This is a genomic window from Methylorubrum zatmanii (assembly GCF_014845115.1).
Lineage (GTDB): Bacteria > Pseudomonadota > Alphaproteobacteria > Rhizobiales > Beijerinckiaceae > Methylobacterium > Methylobacterium zatmanii.
The window spans coordinates 1-5,912 of record NZ_NKUI01000175.1 but is presented as its reverse complement, the minus strand read 5'-3'; the positions used below and the strand labels follow the sequence as shown (position 1 = coordinate 5,912).

General features: G+C 69.3%; 4 protein-coding genes. All 4 read left to right on the top strand.

The genetic code is table 11. The features are described from left to right. Positions 1-285, top strand: a 285-nt coding sequence (locus MZTS_RS25340) for a PopZ family protein (protein ID WP_246482192.1), incomplete at its 5' end; no start/stop codon positions are given. Positions 286-441: 156 nt separating this feature from the next. After that, positions 442-3,162 carry a valine--tRNA ligase gene (locus MZTS_RS19375; RefSeq protein ID WP_192285073.1) on the top strand — a complete coding sequence of 907 codons (2,721 nt, stop codon included), beginning with the start codon at positions 442-444 and terminating at the stop codon, positions 3,160-3,162. Then, positions 3,159-3,887 carry a DUF2459 domain-containing protein gene (locus MZTS_RS19370; RefSeq protein WP_192285072.1) on the top strand — a complete coding sequence of 243 codons (729 nt, stop codon included), beginning with the start codon at positions 3,159-3,161 and terminating at the stop codon, positions 3,885-3,887. Before MZTS_RS19375 ends, MZTS_RS19370 begins: the two co-directional genes overlap by 4 nt. A gap of 117 nt (positions 3,888-4,004) precedes the next feature. Then, entirely contained in the window at positions 4,005-5,510 is a 1,506-nt protein-coding gene (locus MZTS_RS19365) for a Do family serine endopeptidase (RefSeq protein ID WP_192285071.1), read from the top strand. Positions 5,511-5,912 lie beyond the last annotated feature (402 nt).

Below are 5,912 nucleotides of genomic sequence, written 5' to 3'. Positions count from 1 at the left end.
GTCGCCTCCTCCTCCACGCCCGCCCCCAAGGCCGCCGAGCGGATTCGGGCGGCCGTGGAGGAGGAGGCGACCGAACGGCTCGTCTCCGGCAGCACGGTCGAGAGCGTCGGGCAGAACTTCCAGCTGCTGGCGCACACCGTGCTCTCCAACAATGCCCGCACCCTGGAGGATCTGGTCAAGGAGATGCTCCGGCCGATGCTCAAGAGCTGGCTCGACGACAACCTTCCGCACATGGTCGAGCGGTTGGTGCGGGCCGAGATCGAGCGGGTCGCCCGCGGTCGCTAGAACCCATTCCGGCGAAGCGGAAACCGGTTCGTCGAAAGACCGCGCGCCGAAACGAGGGCCAAGGCCGTGCCCGGTTGACGGCGGCACCGCAGCGGGCCGATAGCGGCGGGGACAGTCTTCGAAGACGCCGCCCGCCTTGAAAAGCCCGCTCCGCCCATGATGGACAAGACCTTCGATCCCACCGCCGTCGAGGCACGCGTCTCCGCGACCTGGGAAGAAGCCCAGGCCTTCCGCGCCGGCCGCCCCGAGCGGGCCGGTGCCGAGCCCTTCAGCATCGTGATCCCGCCGCCGAACGTGACGGGCTCGCTGCATATGGGCCATGCCCTCAACAACACGATCCAGGACATCCTCGTCCGCTTCGAGCGGATGCGGGGCAAGGACGTGCTGTGGCAGCCGGGCACGGATCATGCCGGCATCGCGACCCAGATGGTCGTCGAGCGCCGGCTGATGGAGACGCAGCAGCCGGGCCGGCGCGAACTGGGGCGCGAAGAGTTCCTGCGCCGGGTCTGGGCCTGGAAGGAGGAATCCGGCGGCACCATCATCGGCCAGCTCAAGCGGCTCGGCGCCTCCTGCGACTGGTCGCGGGAACGCTTCACCATGGATGAGGGCCTGAGCCGGGCCGTGCTCAAGACCTTCGTCGACCTGCATGCCCAGGGTCTGATCTACCGCGACAAGCGCCTCGTGAACTGGGATCCGAAGTTCCAGACCGCGATCTCGGACCTCGAGGTGCAGCAGATCGAGGTGAAGGGCCATCTCTGGCACTTCGACTATCCCGTCGTGGATGCAGCCGGCACGCCGACGGGCGCGATCATCACCGTCGCGACCACACGGCCCGAGACCATGCTCGGCGACACCGCCGTGGCCGTCCATCCGGAGGACGAGCGTTACACCGCCCTTGTCGGCCAGCGGGTGCGCCTGCCGCTGGTCAACCGCCTGATCCCCATCGTCGCCGACGCCTATTCCGATCCCGAGAAGGGCACCGGCGCGGTCAAGATTACGCCGGCCCACGATTTCAACGACTTCGAGGTCGGGCGCCGCCACGGCTGCCGGCCGATCAACGTGCTGGATGCCGAGGCCCGCATCCAGATCGCCGGCAATGCCGCCTTCCTGGAAGGTGCAGCCCCGGAGGAGGCGGCGCTCGCCCTCGACGGTCTCGACCGGTTCGAGGCCAGGAAGCGCGTCGTCGCGCTGATGGAGGAGCAGGGTCTGCTGCGGGCGATCGAGCCCAACACCCATGCCGTGCCGCACGGTGACCGCTCGGGCGTGGTGATCGAGCCCTATCTCACCGACCAATGGTACGTGAACGTCAAGCCGCTGGCGGAACGCGCGCTCCAGGCCGTGCGCGACGGGCAGACCAAGTTCGTCCCCGAGAACTACGAGAAGACCTTCTTCCAGTGGCTGGAGAACATCGAGCCCTGGTGCGTCTCGCGCCAGCTCTGGTGGGGCCATCAGATCCCGGTCTGGTACGACCCGGAGGGCGGGATCTTCGTCGCCGAGAGCGAGGAGGACGCGCTGGCGCAGGCGAAGGCCCGGCATGGCGGCGAGGTCGCGCTGACCCGCGATCCCGACGTGCTCGACACGTGGTTCTCCTCCGCGCTCTGGCCGTTCTCCACCCTGGGCTGGCCCGACAAGACGCCGGAACTCGCCCGTTTCTACCCCACCAACACCCTGGTGACGGGCAAGGACATCATCTTCTTCTGGGTCGCCCGGATGATGATGATGGGCCTGCACCTCACCGACCGGGCGCCCTTCGAAACGGTCTACCTGCACACCCTCGTCCGCGACGAGAAGGGTGCCAAGATGTCGAAATCGAAGGGCAACGTGGTCGATCCGGTCGATCTGATCGACCGCTTCGGCGCCGATGCCCTGCGCTTCACCCTGGCGGCGCTCGCGGCCCCCGGTCGCGACATCAAGCTCGGGGCGCAAAGGGTCGAGAGCTACCGCAACTTCGCGACCAAGCTCTGGAACGCGGCCCGCTTCGCCGAGATGAACGGCTGCGAACTCAAGGCCGATTTCAAGCCCGAGGCGGTGCGCGAGACGCTCAACCGCTGGGCCCTGACCGAGGCCGCCAAAGCGGTGGCCGAGGTGGCGCAGGGCATCACCGTCTACCGCTTCAACGATGCGGCGGCGGCGGCCTACCGCTTCGTCTGGAACGTGTTCTGCGACTGGTATCTGGAACTGGCCAAGCCCGTGCTTCAGGGCGAGGGCGTCGATCCGGCGGCCCGTGCGGAGACGCAGGCGACCATCGCCTTCCTGATCGATCAGATCGCCAAGCTGCTGCACCCGTTCATGCCGTTCCTCACCGAGGAATTGTGGGCGATCAAGGGGCAGGCCCTCTCGGCGCCGCGCGGCCTGCTCACCCTCGAATCCTGGCCCGACCTCTCGGCCTATGCCGATGCCCAGGCCGAGGCCGAGATCGGCTGGCTGGTCGACCTGATCTCCGAGGTGCGCTCGGCCCGGTCCGAGACGAACGTCCCGGCCGGCGCCCAGGTGCCGCTGGTGCTGGTCGCCGCCGACGAGACGGTGCGGGCCCGTGTCGGCCGCTGGAGCGAGACCCTCACCCGCCTCGCGCGGCTCTCCGAGATCGGCTTCGTCGAGGCCGCGCCGAAGAACTCGGTGCAGCTCCTCGTGCGCGGCAGCGTGGCGGCCCTGCCCCTGGAGGGCATCGTCGATCTCGCGGCGGAGGTGGCGCGCCTCAAGAAGGAGGCCAGCAAGGCCAAGGCCGAGATCGGCAAGATCGACGGCAAGCTCGGCAATGCCGACTTCCTCGCCCGCGCGCCCGAAGAGGTGGTGGACGAGCAGCGCGAGCGCCGCGACGGCGAGGCCGCCCGGTTGGCCAAGATCGAGGAGGCTCTGGCCCGGCTCAGCGACGCATGAGGTGGCTGCGGCGGCTCGGCCTGGCCCTCGCCGGGCTGGCCGCCGCGCTCCTGATCGTCACGATCTGGACGGCGCGATCCGGTGACCCGATGCTCTACCCGCCCTCCGGGGCGGAGAGCGAGACCGTGTTCCTCGTCAGCCACGGCTGGCATTCCGGCCTCGTCCTGCGCCGCGAGAGCCTGACGGGGGAGGGGGCCGGCGCCGCCCTGCGCAGCATCGCGACGCGCTTTCGCGCCTATGACGCCCTCGAATTCGGCTGGGGCGAAGCCCGCTTCTACCGGGCGACGCCGACGCTCGCCGCCTTCGACTGGCGGCTCGCCCTCTCCGCCCTGTTCACCCCCGGCGGCAGCGAGGGCGTGATCCAGGTGGTCGGCCTCGTTGGCCCCGCCCGCGCCAGCTTTCCCCGGGCCGACATCGTTCCGGTTCCGGTCTCGCGGGAGGGTTTCGCCCGGCTGCTGGCGCGCCTCGAAGCGAGCTTCCGCCTCACCGCCGGCCTTCCTATCGATAGCGGGCCGGGCCTCTACGGCCCGAGCCTGTTCTACGAGGCGCGGGGCCGGTTCTCCTACGCCAATGTCTGCAATCACTGGGCGGCGCGGCTCCTCCACGCCGCCGGCTTGCCGATGACGCCGGTGCTCGACACCCACCCGCTCGGGTTGCTGGCCGATCTGCGCTGGCGCGCCGGCCTCGCTGCCATGCCGACGGCGCCAGACCTGTCCAAACCGTAATCTTCGCGCCATCCGGCGGTCAGGCGGCGGGCTCTAGGACTCTTGCAACGGATCGCCGCCCCGACCTTCGGGTCCCGTCGGGCGGCCGACCGGAACGTTTGTCCGTCGGAGACCTCCATGACCCTGACCGTTCGCCGCCGTGCCTTCGCCTCCGTTGCCGCGGCCGCCCTCGTCGCGGGCGGCGCGGCCGGCTTCGGCCTCACGCAACCCGCCACGCCGGCTTATGCCCAGGCGCTGCCGAAAAGCCCGATCACCGCGCCCGAGCACCCGCCGGGTTCCTTCGCCGACGTGGTCGACAAGGTGAAGCCGGGCGTCGTCGCCGTGAAGGTGAAGCTCGACGACAGCGCCGACGACGACGAGGACGGCTCCGGCGCGCCGAACATGCAGCAGGTTCCGCCGCAGCTGCGCGAGTTCTTCAAGCGCTTCGGCCAAGGCGGTCCCGGTGGCGGTACGCCTCAGCGCCGCGGCGAGCGCGGTGCCGTGGGCTCCGGCTTCATCATCTCGGGCGACGGCTACGTCGTCACCAACAATCACGTCGTCGATCACGCCAAGACCGTGCAGGTCACCCTCGACGACAACCGCACCCTCGATGCCAAGGTGATCGGCAAGGATGCCAAGACCGACATCGCCCTCCTCAAGATCACCGAGGCCGGCAGCTACCCCTACGTCCAATTCGGCAAGGGCGCGCCCCGGGTCGGCGACTGGGTGGTCGCCATCGGCAACCCGTTCGGCCTCGGCGGCACGGTGACGGCGGGCATCGTCTCGGCCCGCGGCCGCGACATCGGCGCCGGCCCCTATGACGACTTCCTGCAGATCGACGCGCCGATCAACAAGGGCAATTCCGGCGGCCCGACCTTCAACGTCAACGGCGAGGTCGTCGGCGTGAACACGGCGATCGCCTCGCCCTCCGGCGGCTCGGTCGGCCTCGCCTTCGCGATCCCCGCCGAGACGGTGCAGACGGTGGTGGATCAGCTTCGCACCGACGGCAAGGTGGTCCGTGGCTATCTCGGCGTGCAGGTGCAGCCGGTGACCAAGGACATCGCCGACGGCCTCGGTCTCGACAAGGCCAAGGGCGCCCTGGTCGATCACGCCGAGAGCGGCACCCCGGCGGCCAAGGCCGGACTGAAATCGGGTGACGTGATCGAGTCGGTCAACGGTGCTCCCGTCAACGATGCCCGCGACCTGTCGCGCCGCATCGCCGGGCTGAAGCCGGGCACCGAGGTGAAGCTCGCCTATCTCCGCAACGGCAAGAGCGACACCGCGACGGTGGAACTCGGCGTGCTGCCGAGCGACGGCAAGGTGGCGAGCCGCGGCGGCGACAGCTTCCAGGGCGGTCAGCCCCGCCTCGGCCTCAGCCTGGCACCGGCGGGGGATGTCGGCCTCGGCGACGAGGGTGTGGCGGTGATGGATGTCGATCCTGACGGTCCGGCCGCCGCGAAGGGCATCGCCCAGGGTGACGTGATCCTCGATGTCGCCGGTACCAGCGTGTCGAAGCCTTCCGACGTCCAGGCGCAGATCCGCGCTGCCGAATCGAACGGCCGCAAGGCGGTGCTGATGCGGGTGAAGAGCGCCAAGGGCCAGACTCGCTTCGTCGCCGTGGCTCTCTCCAAGAAGGAGGGCTGACCCCTTCCACCGCCCGGGCCCGTCATCGGCCCCGGCTACGCCGACATTCCTGCGATTCCTGCCCCACTTCGCGCCCGCTCCCCCGAGCGGGCGTTTTTTTCGGCCGCAGAGTTGCTCATCCCCGTCGCGGATAATCGGAAGAGCCCCAGGCAACTCATACCAAAACCGGTTGATCCCTTCGGGATGGCGGCTTTGGACCTCGCTCAGGCGCCGCGCGGGCTTGCCGATAGGGAGCCTGCTTTGATCGAGCGAACTCCGTATCGAACGCCACTCACGCAATCCTGGTGAGAATCGGCGTGGAAAAAGGGGTCTGGCGCACTCTCGATGCAGGTACGTCACCCGGTGCCGATCAGCCGCGCTTCGAGCAGATCGAGCTTGGCCCGACCGTCCATCTGCCGCTTA